Origin of the sequence: Nonomuraea coxensis DSM 45129 (genome assembly GCF_019397265.1) — a bacterium.
GTDB classification, from domain to species: Bacteria; Actinomycetota; Actinomycetes; order Streptosporangiales; family Streptosporangiaceae; genus Nonomuraea; species Nonomuraea coxensis.
Genome location: NZ_CP068985.1, coordinates 5,307,755 through 5,321,422, shown reverse-complemented (window position 1 = coordinate 5,321,422; position 13,668 = coordinate 5,307,755). Strand labels below are relative to the sequence as shown.

11 protein-coding genes are annotated in these 13,668 nt (G+C 73.9%); 3 read left to right on the top strand and 8 right to left on the bottom strand.

From position 1 onward, the window contains the following. Positions 1-5 precede the first annotated feature (5 nt). Complete coding sequence (locus Nocox_RS25125; RefSeq protein ID WP_020541068.1) at positions 6-827, bottom strand: aldo/keto reductase; 822 nt, start codon at positions 825-827, stop codon at positions 6-8. 114 nt (positions 828-941) lie between these two features. Between Nocox_RS25125 and Nocox_RS25120 the strand changes: the two genes are divergently transcribed. Continuing rightward, on the top strand, positions 942-1,886 hold the full coding sequence (locus Nocox_RS25120; protein ID WP_020541069.1) for a hypothetical protein: 945 nt from the start codon (positions 942-944) through the stop codon (positions 1,884-1,886). Between the two features lie 2 nt (positions 1,887-1,888). Continuing rightward, entirely contained in the window at positions 1,889-3,055 is a 1,167-nt protein-coding gene (locus Nocox_RS25115; protein ID WP_246649894.1) for a DUF6716 putative glycosyltransferase, read from the top strand. A 68-nt stretch (positions 3,056-3,123) separates the two neighbouring features. Here Nocox_RS25115 and Nocox_RS25110 read toward each other — a convergent pair whose 3' ends face one another. From Nocox_RS25110 to Nocox_RS25090, 5 genes are all read right to left on the bottom strand, one after another. Further along, positions 3,124-4,386: a polysialyltransferase family glycosyltransferase gene (locus Nocox_RS25110; RefSeq protein WP_020541071.1), complete on the bottom strand. Its 1,263-nt coding sequence runs from the start codon at positions 4,384-4,386 to the stop codon at positions 3,124-3,126. Beyond that, on the bottom strand, positions 4,383-5,354 hold the full coding sequence (locus tag Nocox_RS25105) for a glycosyltransferase family 2 protein (protein ID WP_020541072.1): 972 nt from the start codon (positions 5,352-5,354) through the stop codon (positions 4,383-4,385). Before Nocox_RS25105 ends, Nocox_RS25110 begins: the two co-directional genes overlap by 4 nt. A 33-nt stretch (positions 5,355-5,387) precedes the next feature. Further along, positions 5,388-7,424: an N-acetylneuraminate synthase family protein gene (locus Nocox_RS25100; protein WP_246649536.1), complete on the bottom strand. Its 2,037-nt coding sequence runs from the start codon at positions 7,422-7,424 to the stop codon at positions 5,388-5,390. An 81-nt stretch (positions 7,425-7,505) separates the two neighbouring features. Beyond that, positions 7,506-8,183: a response regulator gene (locus Nocox_RS25095; protein ID WP_020541074.1), complete on the bottom strand. Its 678-nt coding sequence runs from the start codon at positions 8,181-8,183 to the stop codon at positions 7,506-7,508. Beyond that, on the bottom strand, positions 8,180-9,685 hold the full coding sequence (locus Nocox_RS25090) for a sensor histidine kinase (RefSeq protein WP_020541075.1): 1,506 nt from the start codon (positions 9,683-9,685) through the stop codon (positions 8,180-8,182). Before Nocox_RS25090 ends, Nocox_RS25095 begins: the two co-directional genes overlap by 4 nt. A gap of 125 nt (positions 9,686-9,810) precedes the next feature. Between Nocox_RS25090 and Nocox_RS25085 the strand changes: the two genes are divergently transcribed. Further along, positions 9,811-11,157, top strand: a complete 1,347-nt coding sequence (locus Nocox_RS25085) for a C4-dicarboxylate transporter DctA (RefSeq protein WP_020541076.1) — start codon at positions 9,811-9,813, stop codon at positions 11,155-11,157. Between the two features lie 298 nt (positions 11,158-11,455). On the opposite strand, the gene Nocox_RS25080 is transcribed toward Nocox_RS25085, so the two are convergent. Together Nocox_RS25080 and Nocox_RS25075 are read right to left on the bottom strand one after the other, a co-directional pair. Beyond that, the gene (locus Nocox_RS25080; RefSeq protein ID WP_020541077.1) at positions 11,456-12,274 is read right to left on the bottom strand and encodes an SAM-dependent methyltransferase; all 819 of its coding nucleotides are present in this window, start codon (positions 12,272-12,274) and stop codon (positions 11,456-11,458) included. Between the two features lie 32 nt (positions 12,275-12,306). Next, positions 12,307-13,662, bottom strand: coding sequence for a sensor histidine kinase (locus Nocox_RS25075; protein WP_020541078.1), 1,356 nt, complete (start codon positions 13,660-13,662; stop codon positions 12,307-12,309). Positions 13,663-13,668 lie beyond the last annotated feature (6 nt).

Here is a 13,668-nt window from a genome sequence, read left to right as displayed (position 1 = left end):
AGGGTTCAGGCGCCGTTGAACGTGTCGGGGTCCGGCCCGAGGCGCTTGCCCTGGTTGAGCGCCCCGATGGCGGCCATGTCCTCGGCGTCCAGGATGAAGCCGAACACGTCGATGTTCTCCTTGATCCGCGACGGCGTGACCGACTTGGGGATCACCACGTTGCCGAGCTGCAGGTGCCAGCGGAGCACGATCTGGGCGGGCGTCCTGCCGTGCTTCCCCGACAGCACCGCGAGCGCCGGGTCGTCCAGCAGGCCCCTGCCCTGGCCGAGCGGGCTCCACGCCTCCGTCAGGATGCCGTTGGCCTCGTGGAACTGGCGCATCTCGCGCTGCTGCAGGTAGGGGTGGAGCTCGATCTGGTTGATCGACGGCGTGATGCCCGTCTCCTCCATCAGCCGCGTGAGGGTGGCGACGGTGAAGTTGGACACGCCGATCGCCCTCGCGCGGCCGTCCCGGTAGATCTTCTCCAGGGCCTTCCACGCCTGGACGTACTTGTCCTGGCGCGGCGCCGGCCAGTGGATGAGGAAGAGGTCGACGTGGTCGAGGCCCAGCCGGGCCAGGCTCTCGTCGAAGGCCTGCTCGGCGCGGCCGTGGTCGCCGTTCCACAGCTTGGTGGTGATGAACACCTTCTCGCGCGGCAGCCCGCCGGCGCGCACGGCCCGGCCCACGCCCTCCTCGTTGCCGTAGGCGGCGGCCGTGTCGATGTGCCGGTAGCCGGCCTCCAGCGCGGTGCGCACGGCCCGCTCGGCCTCGTCGTCGGTGACCTGCCAGACGCCGAGCCCGAGCTGCGGGATCTGCACGCCGTCGGTGTTGAGCATGAGCGAGTTCATAGCCTCCATTGTTCACGTCGCGTTCCTGGCGGCTTAAGGCGACGGGGGTAACTTAACGGCGTCATGGACGGGCCATCACCCTGCTGGGAGGCCCATCGGCCGGGAGGGGCAGGAGTGGTCGGACAGGCGTCGGCCTGGGTGGAGTCGCCGCTCCAGATGCTGTGCGCCGTCGAGGCCCACCACGCGGGGATCCTCGGGCCCGTGACCACGGTCGTGCCGCGCGCGGGGTTGCGCGCGCTCAAGGCCACCCGCGCGGAGCTGCGTTCCCTCGGCGCGCCCGAGGGGCTGGTGCTGGCCGAGCCGCGCGGGCGCATGCCGCGCCGGGTCCTCGCGGTCGGCGACGCCTTCTCCGGCAGGGTGCAGGTGCGCTGGCTGGCGTCCTGGCCCGGCCGGGTCGTCATCGTGGACGACGGCCTCGCCACGCTGCGCCTGCTGGAGCTGCTGGCCGCCGGGCCGTCGCGCCCGCTGCTGCGCGCCCGCGCCGAGCGGTCCGCGCCGCGCGCCGCCCTCGGCCTGGCCGCCGCGCTGCGGCTGCGCCTCAGCCGGGTGTCGGTCTTCACCGCGCTCGACGTGGACGACCAGCTCGCCGAGGCCGTCCGCGCCGCCGGCGTCGAGCTGGTACGGCACGACTTCGCCTGGCTGCGCGCGCAGCCGCCGAGCCCGCACGGCCCCGCGGAGCGTACGGTCGTGCTCGGCACCTCGCTCGTCCGCAACGGCCTGGTGCACCGCGGCCGTTACCTGCGCTGGCTGAGCGACCTGGCCGCCCGCGAGCCGGTCGCCTACTACCCCCACCGCCGCGAGGACCCGGTGGACGTGGCGCTGATCGGGGAGCGGCCCGGCGTCACCGTGCACGACGCGGGCGCGCCCGCCGAGCTGACGCTGCGCGGCCTGCGCCCGGACCAGCGGGTGCTCAGCCTCCCCTCGACCGCCGTCACCTCGCTGCGGGTCCTGCTCGGCCCGCGCGGTGTCGCCGTCGAACTCGTGGACGTGCCCGACGACTGGTGGACCAGCAGGGCGGCGCCCGCCCTGCGCTCGCATCTGACGGGAGTGCCCGGTTGAACGTGCTGGCGGTGGCCGACTCCGACTCGTACCTGAAGTGGGCGGCCTGCCTGCTCGACGACCTGCCCGCGGGGTCTTCCGCGGACCTGGTGGTGGTCCGCACGCCGATCGCGCCCTCGCCCGAGCAGATCGCCGCAGCGGTGAGCGGGGGCGGCCGGCCGGCGCCGCCGGTGCTGTCGGCCAGGTCGGTGCGCCGGCTGGCCGTGCGCACCCGCCCCGACGTGATCCTCGTGGCCTGCACGGGGCCGGTGGTGGACGTGCTCGTGGCCGACGTGCTGGACGGGCTGCGGCCGAGACCCGTGTTCGTCAGCGGGCTGCCGGGCATCTCGGTGCCGGCGACGGAGAAGGCGTGGATCTACCGCAGCGGCTGCGACCTGTTCGTGGTGCACAGCGAGCGGGAGGCGGCCGAGTTCGGCGAGATCGCCCGGCGGCTCGGCGGGGGAGGGGCGGTCGGGCTGGCCCGGCTGCCGTTCCTGCGCGCGGGCGCGGCCCCGGCGGGCGGCGACCGGGTCGTCTTCGCCACCCAGGCGAAGGTGCCGCGCGGGCGCGAGCAGCGCGAGCGGATCCTCGCCGCCCTGGCCGAGCTGGCCGGGCGCCGGCCGGACCTGGACGTCGTGGTCAAGCTGCGGGCCCTGGAGGACGAACGGCAGACGCACCGCGAACGCCACCACTACCAGCGGCTCTGGCGCGAGATGGGCGAGCCGGGGCGGCTGCGCTTCGCGGCCGGGCCGATGCACGAGCAGCTCGCGCACGCGGCCGGGTTCGTCACCGTCAGCTCGACGGCGGCCCTGGAGGCGATCGCGGTGGGCGTGCCGTCGCTGGTGCTGACCGACTTCGGCGTCAGCGCCGAGATGATCAACCTGGTGTTCGAGGGCAGCGGCCTGCTCGGCACCCTCGACGACCTGGCCGGAGGCCGGTTCCGCGCGGCCTCGCCCGCCTGGTGCACGGCCAACTACTTCCATCCGGCCGAACGGGACGACTGGGCCGCGCTGCTGGCCGGGCTGGTGTCGGCGGGGCCGGGCGGTCCCGCGGCGTCCCTGCTGGACGGCCCCGGGCACGCGGCCGCCCGCCGGCGGGCCCGGCTGCGCGTGGAGGTGCACCCGTCCATGCTGCGGGCGGGGTACAGGGCGAAGCGGCGAGTGCGCCGCTACCTGGCCGCACTCGGCTGAGCGGCCGGTGGCGGGCGGGCCGTTGTCCAACAGCGGCCGGCTGAGCCGCCGGAGGTGGAGCCGGGTGGTCAGCCGAGTGGGCGGAGGCGCCGCCGGAGCCGGTCCAGCGTCGTCGGCCTGGCCGCCGCCGGCCGGTCCAGGAGGCCCAGCACCTCCAGGCGCCGGCGCTTGAAGTAGCGGGCGTCGAAGTCGATCCGCGCCGGCCGCAGCTCCGGATACGCCTCGGCCTGCATGCAGTAGCCGACCGCGCGCACCAGCCCGGCCAGGTCCACCGGCGGCGGCTCCGTGACGCCGCCGTCCGCTGCCAGCCGGGGCAGCAGCGCGTCCACGACGGTGAGCGGGACGCGGTTGCTGTTCTCGTACGGGGCCAGGCGCTCCAGCACCCGCTCCGTCCCGTACGAGGCGACCGGCAGCCCGAAGTAGCGCCGCGCCGTCATCAGCCCGGTGGAGAAGCAGCCCACGACCAGCCCGGGCCGCAGCGCCGCGAAGCACACCTCGGCCGGCACGCTCTCCCCGGCCACCGACAGCCGCACCCCGAGCCGCCCGGCCGCGGCGCGCAGAAGCCTCGCGTGCCGCCGTCCCGCCGCCGGATGCGGCTTGAACACCACGTGGTCGTGGCCGCGGGCGGCCAGCGCCGCCAGCATCCCCTCGTGCAGCCCGGCCTCCTCCTCGGCGCTCAGCAGCTCCAGCGCCGACAGGTACTGTCCGAGGACGACCGCCCCGCCGGCCGGCACGGCGGGGGTGGCGACCCCGGGCGCCTCGGCGACCTCCGCGACGACGGCGAGGAAACGCTCGCCGGGCAGCGTCACGGGCGGCACCCCGTACTCGCTGAGCAGCAGCGGCGTCAGCCCCGGCACCAGGTCCAGATGGAGCAGGCGGGTGACGCGGCGGTGGATCTCGGCCGGGAGCGGGTCGCGGGTCGGGCCGTAGCTCATCAGCCCGTCGGCGTAGACGGTGACCGGGCAGTCGCGCACCAGGCCGGCGATCGTCCGGGCGGGCGGCACCGCGATCGACTCCAGCACCAGCTCATCGACGTCGTCCAGCCCCCAGTGGGAGCGGATCAGGCGCTCCGTCATCGGCACCTCGATGACCCGCGCCCGCCAGTCGGACGGATGCAGCGGCGCGATCAGCTCGTTCCACGAGCCCACCTCGTCGAAGCGCCCGCGCAGCGCCGCGAAGCCGGGCGTCTCCTCCAGCGGCGTCGCCACCTCGGGGACGGCCGCGTTGTTCGACACCACGAGCAGCCGCCGGCCGTCGCCGAAGCGGCCGTCGTCGATCGCGGCGGCCAGCGTCATCGCCCCGAACAGGGTCGAGGCGTAGAAGACCTTCACGTCGCGCTCCTGGTCCTGGCGTACGGGTCGGGGGGCAGTCCGGGCAGCAGGGCGCGCAGCAGCGCCGCCCGCTCGGCGGGCATCCGCGCCACCGCCCCGGCCACCAGCTCGCGCGGCAGCGCGGACGCCATCAGCGCGCCGCGCTCCTCGAAACGGGCGCGCAGCGGCGGCGCGAACCGCTCGCCGAGCTCCAGGTGGTGGGCCAGCAGGGCGCAGAACGTCCGTACGGCCTTCGGCAGGAACTCCGGCTCCAGGTCCTTGAGCACCAGCTCGAAGGCGTCGAAGAAGTGCAGTTGCCGCTCGTCGCCGATCTGGGTGAGCGAGCCGGCGACCTGGCGGCGGTAGAACACCCCGGCCAGCGACACCACGGCGAACGTGGCCGCCTCCCGGTGCAGCCGCCAGATCCACGGCCGGTCCTCGGCCGTGTGCAGCGAGCCGGGGAAGCGCAGCAGGTCGCCCAGCGAGCGCCGGTAGATCCCGGCCCATGCGTAGGGGTAGTCCACCATGGTGCGCGTGCCCGCGGGCAGGATCGCCTCGCGGGGGTCGAGCACCACGCCCCTCCGCGCCAGGGGGGCGCGGTGCACGACCCGTTTGCGGCCCTCGGCCTGGACGTGGTCGACACGCACGAAGTCGCAGCCGAGCCCGTCGGCCGCCTCGACCAGCCTGGCCAGGTAGCCGGGCGCGAGCCAGTCGTCGCCGTCCAGGTACGTCACGTACCGGCCGGACGCGGCGGCGAGGCCCGCGTTGCGCGCGTCGGCCAGCCCGGCCGGCACCGCGTGGCGGATCACGGCCAGGCCGGGCAGCTCGGCGCGGAAGTCCTCGACGATGTCCGGGGTGGCGTCCACGGAGCCGTCGTCGACGACGACGAACTCGAAGTCGCGCCGGGCGTTGCGGGCCAGCGCGGTGAGCGCGTCGGCGATGTGGCGCTCACCGTCGCGGATCGGCACGACGACCGAGAGAGTGGTCAACGGGGGGTCTCTCCAGGATCGAGGGGCAGGGGGTCAGGCGGTGACCCGGCGCAGGCGGGCCTTGGGGGCCTCCTCGCCGGGGAAGACGCGCTTGACGCCGTCGCCCTTGGCCTGCTCGATGATCCGGATGTCGCGTACCAGGTGCTCCAGCCCGGCGGGCTCCAGCGAGGCGGCGTGGTCGGAGCCCCACATGGTGCGGTCGAGCGTGATGTGCCGCTCCACGCACACCGCGCCGAGCGTCACGGCCGCCAGCGAGATCTGCAGCCCGCGCTCGTGGCCGGAGTAGCCGACCGGCACGCCGTAGCGCTCCTTCAGCGTGGTGATCGTGCGCAGGTTCGCCTCCTCGGGCGGCAGCGGGTACGTCGAGGTCGCGTGCATCATGATCAGCCGGTCGGTGCCGAGGATCTCCACCGCCGCGTCGATCTCCGACAGCGTGGACATGCCGGTGGACAGGATGACCGGCTTGCCGGTGGCGGCGAGGGCGCGCAGGAGCTGGTGGTCGGCCACGCCGGCCGAGGCCACCTTGTGCACCAGGACGTCCATCTCCTCCAGGAACTCGACGGAGGGCACGTCCCACGGCGAGGCGAACCAGTGCAGGCCGCGCCCGGCGCAGTGCTCGGCGATCGCGGCGTACTCGTCGCGGCCGAACTCGGTGCGCTCCTTGTACTCCAGGTACGTCATCTCGCCCCACGGCGTCTGCCGGATCTGCCCCTTCTGCTCCTCGGGCACGCAGATCGCGGGGGTGCGCTTCTGGAACTTGACCGCCTGGCAGCCGGCCTCCGCGGCCACGTCGATGAGCCGGCGGGCGATGTCGAGGTCGCCGTTGTGGTTGATGCCGATCTCGCCGATGACGTAGACGGGCTCGCCGTCGCCCACCAGCGTGTCGCCGATCGCGACCGGGCCGAAGCGGGGGCGGGCCGGGCCCGCGGGAACGGCCTGGGCGGAGGGCTCAGGCCGGGCGGCCACCACGCGGTCGCACAGCTCGCGCACCGCGCCCGAGCCGCCGTTCCTGGTGAGCACGACGCGGGCGGCGGCGCGCACCCTCGGGTGGGCGTCCGGGGTCGCGACCGGCCAGCCGACCTCGCCCATCGGGCCCAGGTCGTTGACGTCGTTGCCGACGTAGGCCACCCTCGCCGGGTCCAGGCCCTCGATGTGCAGCCAGTCGCGCAGCACCGTGCGCTTGTCGGCCAGGCCCTGCAGCACGGGCACGCCGAGCTTGCGGGCGCGGGCGGCGACCACCGGGTTGTGCTCCGTGGACATGATCAGCACCTTGACGCCGGAGCGGCGCAGCAGCGACACGCCCATCCCGTCGGAGCGGCTGACCAGCACCATCTCGCGGCCGTCGGAGTCGACGTAGGCGCGGTCGTCGGTGTGCACGCCGTCGAAGTCGGTGATCACCGCGTCCACGTCGATCGGCTCCGGCCGGTCGATGAACGGCGCCAGCGCCCGGACCAGTTCCAGGTCCCCGGGCTCGTCCACCTCGATCGCGTGCCGGGCCGGCACCGGCTGGACCGCGGTGCGGCCGAAGAAGCGGTGGCCGTGCTCGCGCAGGCCGGACGCGCGCATGGCGTAGAACGCGCCGTTCTCGCGGAACTGGGGCTCACGGTCCTGCCGGCGCGGGCGGACGGCCGGGTCGTGGTTGACGCCCGCGCCCGCGGCCGTCCAGAGGAACTCGTGCGTCGGCAGCCCGGACACCACCGAGTCGGCCTCGCCGTCGAGGACCCTCCGCACGGCGGCCGACAGGTCCTCCGGGTCGATGAACGCGCTCGTGCACTGGACGAGCACGACGACCTCGGGGTCCGCGCCGAGCGCGTCGAGCGCGTGCAGCACCGCCGACTCGCTGGAGGCGGTCGCGCCGCTGAGCTCGGCGGGCCGCTCCACCACCAGCGCGCCCGCCTCGCGGGCGGTCGCCGCGATGCCGTCGTGGTCGGTGCTGACCACGACCTGGTCCACGAGCTCGGCGGCCAGGCAGGCGCGCACGGCTCTGGTCACCAGCGGCACGCCCCCGACCAGGGCGAGGTTCTTCAGGGGAACGCCCGCCGAACCTCCGCGGGCGGGAACTACTGCCAAGACTCGCAACGGTATCTCCTCAAAGCTTCTGATGGCAACCAGAAGCTAGAGGTCCGGATTGAACGCCCGGCGTCACCGTCATTAACGCTCCATGGGGATCCGGTAGAGCAGTTCTGGACGCCCCACCGCGCCGTACTGCGGCATGCGGACCGCCGTACCCAGCTCGACCAGGTGTTCCAGGTAGCGGCGGGCGGTCACGCGGGACACCCCGATCGCGTCGGCCACCGCCTGCGCGGCCATGCCGCCGGGCCGCCCGCGCAGCTCGGCCGCGACCGCGTCCAGGGTGTCCCTGGAGAGTCCCTTCGGCAGGCCGGAGCTGCCGCGCAGCGTGCCGAGCACGCGGTCCACGTCGCCCTGGCCGGCCGCGACCCCGGCCTCGTCCTTGAAGCGGGCGTAGCGGGTGAGCTTCTCCAGCAGCGTGGCGTACGTGAACGGCTTGAGCAGGTATTGAGAGACGCCGAGCGACACCGCCGAGCGCACCATCGCGAGGTCGCGGGCCGAGGTGACGGCGATGACGTCGCACATCAGGCCGCCCGCCCGGATGGCCCGCACCACCTCCAGCCCGTGCAGGTCCGGCAGGTACAGGTCGAGCAGGACGAGGTCCACCGGCCGGCGGCGCAGGAAGCGCAGCGCCTCGCCGCCGGAGCGGGCCACCCCGGCGACCGCGAAGCCGGGCACCCGCTCGACGTAGACGCGGTTGGCCTCGGCGGTGATCTCCTCGTCCTCGACGACCAGGACGGAGATCGCGGGGCGGGTCATCGGACGCGCTCCGGGATCGGCAGCCGGACGGTGAACGCCGACCCGCGCACCTCGATCTCCCCGCCGAGCCGCCGCACCGCCTGCCCGACCAGCGCCAGGCCGAGGCCGCGGCCGTCGCCCTTGGTGGTCCAGCCCCTGGCGAAGGCGGCCGGTCCCGCGAGCCCGGGACCGTCGTCGGCGACCCTGATGACGGCCCGGCCGCCGTCCGAACCGAGCCGCACCTCGACGCGGGTGCCCGCGTCGATGGCGTTGTCGATGAGGTTGCCGGCGATCGTGACCAGCGCGCGCGGGTCGAGGCCCCAGTCGTCGAGCGGCTCGTCCTCGCCGCCCTCGTGGACGATCACCAGCTCGACGCCGCGCTCGGCGGCCTCGGCGCTCTTGCCGAGCAGCAGCGCCGCGAGCACCGGTTCGCGGACCGCGCCCATCACGCGGTCGGTCAGCTCCTGCGCCGCGCGCAGCTCGGCGGTGCCGAGGGCGACGGCCTCCTCGGCGCGGCCCAGCTCGACCAGCGTGATCACGGTGTGCAGCCGGTTGGCGGCCTCGTGCGCGGCCGAGCGCAGCGACTCGGCGAATCCGCGCTCGGCGTCGAGCTGGCCGGTCAGCGCCTGCAGCTCGGTGGTGTCGCGTACGGTCACCACCCGGCCGAGCCTGCTCGCGGCGCTGTTGACCGCGAGGACCCGCTCGCCCACCAGGTGGACCCGCTCCTCGCCGGCGGCCGGCAGCTCGGCCAGGCCCAGCTCGTCCACGTGCCGGCCCTCGGCGTCGGCGGGCAGGCCGAGCAGCAGCCGGGCGGCGTCGTTGCACAGCGTCAGCGTGCCGTCCGCGCCGACCAGCAGCAGGCCCTCGCGGACGGCGTGCAGGACCGCGTCGTGGTGCTCGTGGATGCGGCCCAGCTCCACCGGGCCGAGCCCGTGCGTCTGGCGGCGCAGCCGGGCGGTCACCAGCCACGTGCCGGCCGCGCCCAGCCCGAGCGCGAGCGCCACGAGCAGGCCGCCCCAGCCGAGCTGGCCGCGCAGCATGGCGCTGATCCTGTCCACCGTGATCCCGGCGCTGACCAGGGCCACCACCCGGCCGCCCGACAGGACGGGGGTGACGGCCCGCTCGGACGGGCCGAGCGTGCCGGTGTAGGTCTCGGTGAACGTCTCGCCGCGCAGCGCGGGGCCGGTGTTGCCGAGGAAGCGCCGGCCGATCTCGTAGCGGTGGGGGTGGCTGAGCCGGGTGCCGTCCGGCCGCATGATGGTGATGAAGTCGACGCCCGTGCTCAGCCGCACCCGCTCGGCGAAGGGCTGCAGCCGCGCGCTCGGGTCGGCGTCGTCCAGGGCGTCGGCGACCTCGGGGGAGGCGGCCACGCTGACCGCCACGGCCGTGGCCCGGTGCCCGGCGTCGTCGGTGAGCAGCCGGTGCGCCTGCACCAGGGCGAGCACGGCGCCGCCCGCCGCGGTGACCGCGACCACGAGCAGTTGCAGGACCAGCATCTGGCCGGCCAGGCTCCAGCGACGCATGGTGAGAACACCTTTTTCCGGCTTTGGTGGTGAACGTAACTTACTCAATCGTGACCTGGGTCACGTAGGCCGCGCATAGTCGCACCACTGGAACATCTGTCCGCAGTGGCTGGAGACAACCCCCCATGCGCGATCGCACACGTTATCTGTACCTGGCCGTCATCGGGGCGGTCCTGCTCGGGATCCTGGTCGGGTTCGTCTGGCCGGAGGCCGGCCAGGCGCTCAAACCCCTCGGCACCGGGTTCGTCGCCCTCATCAAGATACTGATCGGGCCGATCATCTTCTGCACGATCGTGCTCGGCGTCGGCTCGGTGAGCCAGGCCGCCAAGGTCGGCAAGGTCGGCGGCCTGGCGCTCGGCTACTTCCTGGTGATGTCCACGGTCGCCCTGCTCATCGGCCTGGTCGTGGGCAACGTCATCCACCCGGGCGAGGGGCTGCGGCTCACCGACACCGCCCGGCAGGCGGCCGAGGCGGAGGCGGCCAAGGGCGCCGAGAGCGGCACCGTCGACTTCCTGCTCGGCATCATCCCCGACACGCTGCTGTCGTCCCTGACCGCGGGGTCGGTGCTGCAGGCGCTGCTGGTGGCGCTGCTGACCGGCTTCGCGCTCCAGGCCATGGGGGACAAGGGCAAGCCGATCCTGCGCGGCGTCGAGCACCTGCAGCGGCTCGTCTTCCGCATCCTCGCCATGATCATGTGGGCCGCGCCCGTGGGGGCGTTCGGCGCGATCGCGGCCGTCGTGGGCGCCACCGGCATCGAGGCGCTGAAGAGCCTCGCGATCATCATGATCGCCTTCTACACCACCTGCGTGCTCTTCGTGGGCATGGTGCTCGGCCCGATGCTGTGGCTGGTCGCCCGGATCAACCTGTGGTCGCTGCTGCGCTACCTCGGCCGTGAGTTCCTGCTGATCCTCTCGACGTCCTCCTCCGAGACCGCGCTGCCGCGGCTCATCGCCAAGATGGAGCACCTGGGCGTCAGCAGGACCGTCGCGGGCATCACCGTCCCGACCGGCTACTCCTTCAACCTCGACGGCACCGCCACCTACCTCACCATGGCCACGCTGTTCATCGCCACCGCGACCGGCTCGCCGCTGGAGTTCGGCGAGCAGGTGGCGCTGCTGCTGTTCATGATGATCGCCTCCAAGGGCGCGGCGGGCGTGACCGGCGCGGGCCTCGCCACCCTGGCGGGCGGCCTGCAGGCGCACCGGCCCGAGCTGGTGGACGGCGTCGGCCTCATCGTCGGCATCGACCGCTTCATGTCCGAGGCGCGGGCGCTGACGAACTTCGCCGGCAACGCCGTGGCGACGGTCCTCGTCGGCACCTGGACCGGCGACTTCGACCGGGAGCGCGCCGGCGAGGTGCTGTCGGGCCGGGCCCCGTTCGACGAGGCCACCCTTCTCGACGAGGACGAGGACGAGGCCGCTGGTGAGCGTCCCGAACCCGACGCCGGGGAGCGGGAGATGGCCCGCGCCTGACCCACGCCCCGTCCGGTCCGGCCGGTCCAGGGCTCAGCGCCCGGACCGGCCGCACCCGCGTGAGCGGCACCCCTGCCGCGACCGCCAGTACGGTGCCCAGGACCGAGACCCGGGAGAGCAGGTCCCGGTGCGTCAGCGGGTCCCCCAGCAGGCGGCGCCTGGCGGCCCGGACGCCGAGCAGGAAGGGCGCGACGTGGCCGACATCGGCGAGGCGCTCGTGACCAAGCATCTGATCGACAAGGGTGTCCCGCCTACGGACGAGGTGCTTGAGCCGGTCGTGCGCTCATGGGGGACGTTCTCAGCGCAGCTTGCGGGCGATGCCCGCGTAGCCCATGCGGGCCGTCTCCTCGTCCACGATCGTCGGGTGGGCGGGGTCGGCGAACGGCCACACGGCCGGCCCGAGCCCGTTGGCGAGACCCGGCGGGATCAGCTCGAAGTCGCCGAAGAAGGACTCGATTTTCTTGCCCGGCCGCGGCGTGAACGGCATCCCCGACTGCCGGTAGAACCCGGCGATGCGGGCGGCCCGCTCGGTGGCCACGTCGTTGCCCATGTGGGAGATGGCGAGGTAGCTGCCCGGGGCCAGCGCGTCGCGGTAGGCGGCCAGGAAGCCGTGCGGGTCCTCCTCGTCCGGCACGAAGTGCAGGATGAACATCATGAGCACGGCTACGGGCCGGGAGAAGTCGAGCAGCCCGCGCACCTCGGGGTCGGACAGGATCTCCTCCGGCCGGCGCACGTCGCCCAGCACCATGGCCACCCGGTTGGGGTCGGCCAGCAGCGCCCGGCCGTGCGTGGCCACCACGGGGTCGTTGTCGACGTAGACCACGCGGGCCTCGGGAACGATCCGGTGGGCGACCTCGTGCACGTTCTCCTGGGTCGGCAGACCCGAGCCCAGGTCGAGGAACTGCGTGATGCCTTGCTCGCACAGGTAACGGACCATGCGGCCGATGAACGCGCGGTTCTCCCGGGTGCCGTCGCGGACTTCGGGCATGACGCCGAGCACCATGTCGCCGAGGTCGCGGTCGGCCTTGAAGTTGTCCTTGCCGCCCAGGAAGTAGTCGTACATGCGGGCCGCGTTGGGGATGTGGGGGTCTACGCCCTGCGGCGCCTGCTCCGTCATGGACCAATGATCCACTATCGGAACGGTAGAAATCACGTAACCGCCGGAAGTTTGAGGACGAACCGGGCACCGCCCGGGAAGTCCTCCGCGGAGATCTGGCCGCCGTGCGCGAGCGCCACGTCCCGGGCGATGGCCAGGCCGAGGCCGGTGCCGCCGGCGTCGCGGCTGCGGGAGGCGTCCAGGCGGGTGAAGCGCTCGAAGATGCGCTCGCGCTCGGACTCGGGGATCTCCTGGCCGTCGTTCTCCACCGACAGCACCGCCGTGCCGTCCTTGCGCGTCACGCGCACCTGGACGTGGGTCTCGGCGTGCCGCTGGGCGTTGTCCAGCAGGTTCGTCAGCACGCGGGCGAGCTGCAGCCGCACCCCGTCCACCTCGACGCCGTCGGCGAGGTCGGCGTGGACCGGCAGCTTGTCGCTGCGCCGGTCCAGCTCCTGGCGCACCAGGCCGGCCAGGTCCACCCGCTCCTTGGCCGCGTCCACCCGGGAGCCGATCCTGGCGAGCAGGAGCAGGTCGGTGATGATCGCCTCCAGCCGGTCGGTGTCGCGCAGGGTGCTGTCCACCAGCGAACGCAGGTCGGTGTCCTCCGGGTAGAGCTGCGCGCTCTCCAGCTGGGCCCGCAGCCCGGCGATCGGGGTGCGCAGCTCGTGGGAGGCGTCGGAGGCGAACTGGCGCTGCTGCTCGGCGGAACGTTCCAGGCGGGTCAGCGTGCCGTTGATCGAGCGGGCGAGCTGGGCGACCTCGTCCTCGCCCGGCGGCTCGCTGACGCGGCTGCTCAGGTCGCCGGTGTGCACCGCGTCGAGCTGCTCGCGCATGGTGGCGACCGGGCGCAGCGCCCGCCCGGTGATGAGCCAGGTCGCCCACCCGGCCAGCGCGACCAGCACCGCGACCTCGGCGAAGACGATGAGCTCCAGGGTGCGCGTGGCCAGGACGTCCGGGGTGCTGCGCCCGGCGAGGACGACCGGCGAGTCGGGGGAGACGTTCACCCGGATCGCCGACAGGTGCACGCACTCGGTCGGCAGGCAGTTGTACACGTCGATCTCCGGGTCCTGCGGCGTGGGGCGCAGGTCGGTGAGCGGCGGGAGGGCGCGGGCGGCGTCGCTGGTGGCGAGCGTCCGCCCGTCGGTGCCGATGACCTGGATGAGGTCGACCGACGGGTTCGGCAGCGGGATGGCGGCGCCCTCGGGCAGGTTGCCGGAGCGCATCTCGTACGCCACCCGCTGGGCGGTGTCGCGGGTGTCGGCGAAGACGGACGACTCGACCAGCGTCCGGGAGAGGACGACGGCGGCGACGCCCACGGGCACCAGCACGAGGGCCGCCACGATCGTCGCGATCAGGGTCACCCGTCCCCGGAGGGAGCTGCCCCAGATCGACCGGAACACCGCCGACATCCCACG

What these genes read in the sequence shown, in the direction of transcription:
- Nocox_RS25125 (WP_020541068.1), bottom strand. Translation starts at nt 827, where the DNA reads ATGAACTCGCTCATGCTCAACACCGACGGCGTGCAGATCCCGCAGCTC.
- Nocox_RS25095 (WP_020541074.1), bottom strand. Translation starts at nt 8,183, where the DNA reads ATGACCCGCCCCGCGATCTCCGTCCTGGTCGTCGAGGACGAGGAGATC.
- Nocox_RS25090 (WP_020541075.1), bottom strand. Translation starts at nt 9,685, where the DNA reads ATGCGTCGCTGGAGCCTGGCCGGCCAGATGCTGGTCCTGCAACTGCTC.
- Nocox_RS25085 (WP_020541076.1), top strand. Translation starts at nt 9,811, where the DNA reads ATGCGCGATCGCACACGTTATCTGTACCTGGCCGTCATCGGGGCGGTC.
- Nocox_RS25080 (WP_020541077.1), bottom strand. Translation starts at nt 12,274, where the DNA reads ATGACGGAGCAGGCGCCGCAGGGCGTAGACCCCCACATCCCCAACGCG.
- Nocox_RS25075 (WP_020541078.1), bottom strand. Translation starts at nt 13,662, where the DNA reads ATGTCGGCGGTGTTCCGGTCGATCTGGGGCAGCTCCCTCCGGGGACGG.